The organism is Paraburkholderia atlantica (genome assembly GCF_009362785.1).
Classification (GTDB): domain Bacteria; phylum Pseudomonadota; class Gammaproteobacteria; order Burkholderiales; family Burkholderiaceae; genus Paraburkholderia; species Paraburkholderia atlantica.
The window spans coordinates 1-1,558 of record NZ_WHNQ01000173.1 but is presented as its reverse complement, the minus strand read 5'-3'; the positions used below and the strand labels follow the sequence as shown (position 1 = coordinate 1,558).

Genomic DNA, 1,558 nt, shown 5'->3' with positions numbered 1-1,558 from the left:
CGCCGGGTCTGACAGACCAAACCACTGCTGCATGAAGTGGATCTGCAGCATCGTCGCAATAGGAAACGGCGGCCTTCCAGTCTTACCCCTTGGATAGTGCGGTTCGATCAACGCAATCAACCTCGACCATGGCACAACGCGCCTCATCTCATCGAGAAATTCCCGCTTGCGCGTGCGTTTCGTTGAAAGATCCAGACCAAGACCAAGCTGTGTCATCGAGGTACCCCTTAAAGCTGCATTCTCCCAGGATAGTCCACCGAGACGTCAACGCCAGGACTTTTGCAGACCTTCCCTAGATCGCCACGTCGTCGACCAGAGATTCGGCGCGGCTCCGCTATTCGCAACGAGCCAAACAACAAGCTCTTGAATATCGACATCCAGCCATGTGAGTGCATAACTACGGTACGAAGCGCGAAACTGCTGCACGTTTTGCTCGATAACTGCTTCTACCATATCGCTTCGCGCGAAGATAAGAACTCCGACAGGTCGACCAGCCTCCTCGCGTAGACGAACCGGAACCTCGCGTAGCAGAGCTCGCAAAGCATCAGCTTGCGTTGCATCGGTATAAGGGTTCGGGAAAACCTCTTCCAGTCCTTCAAATAATGCGATGGGGCGCGCTTGATCGATTACTTGGACCGCCACAACCATGTCGTCCCAGGCTGAGAAGCCGGCAGACTTCGCAATTAGACTGAGCCATAGGTCCGTCCAATCGTTTATGTTGAGCGACTGTTCTAAGCCATTTCGTATCAAAGCAATGGTTTCTGAAACGCGGACGGACTGTGTACCTTCCAGGCTTTGAGCGACCGAGGCCCGACGAGAGTTCACCAAATCCAGCATCGTATCCGAGCTATTCACGGAGCCCAGCACAGGCAGAAAAATTCCGTTGAACGTCGACGAGTTTCCAAAGCCCATTGCTTCTGCCGCCCGCGCCCACATCGTGTGCTCCAGCAGGTACCGAAATGTTAGCGTCTTGCCGGTACCTTTAGTGCCCTCGATGACTGCTATCGGGGGGTTCCGTACAAAATCGCTGAGCAGCCTCTGCAACGGCGGGGTCAGCATCGGGCGTTCGATATTCTCGGCAGTTTCGGCAAACTCCATCTTCTCGGCGAAGCTGACTAACTTGTTGCATGCTGCATCGTGCTCGCGCTGCGATGAATTGAAGCCAGCCTTCCGCTCTACCTTATCAGGTGCGATCCCTTGGCTATCGAGCCAGGCGCTCATTTCTGACGCTAGAGCAGCCGTGAATCCCGTACGTTGCAAATCTAGGGAAGGTCTGCAAAAGTCCTGGCGTTGACGTCTCGGTGGACTATCCTGGGAGAATGCAGCTTTAAGGGGTACCTCGATGACACAGCTTGGTCTTGGTCTGGATCTTTCAACGAAACGCACGCGCAAGCGGGAATTTCTCGATGAGATGAGGCGCGTTGTGCCATGGTCGAGGTTGATTGCGTTGATCGAACCGCACTATCCAAGGGGTAAGACTGGAAGGCCGCCGTTTCCTATTGCGACGATGCTGCAGATCCACTTCATGCAGCAGTGGTTTGGTCTGTCAGACCCGGCG

Annotated in this window: 3 protein-coding genes; 1 reads left to right on the top strand and 2 read right to left on the bottom strand. The window is 54.6% G+C overall.

Features of this window, described 5'->3' with window-relative positions:
• Together GCT19_RS41970 and GCT19_RS41965 are read right to left on the bottom strand one after the other, a co-directional pair.
• Window positions 1-216 (bottom strand): transposase (locus GCT19_RS41970; protein ID WP_193727546.1); only part of this gene is annotated, 216 nt, incomplete at its 3' end.
• A 48-nt stretch (window positions 217-264) separates the two neighbouring features.
• Window positions 265-1,221 (bottom strand): hypothetical protein, encoded by a 957-nt coding sequence (locus GCT19_RS41965; RefSeq protein ID WP_152855084.1) that lies wholly within the window; start codon window positions 1,219-1,221, stop codon window positions 265-267.
• A 121-nt stretch (window positions 1,222-1,342) separates the two neighbouring features.
• Here GCT19_RS41965 and GCT19_RS41960 point away from each other — a divergent pair.
• On the top strand, window positions 1,343-1,558 hold a 216-nt coding region (locus tag GCT19_RS41960), incomplete at its 3' end, for a transposase (protein WP_193727546.1).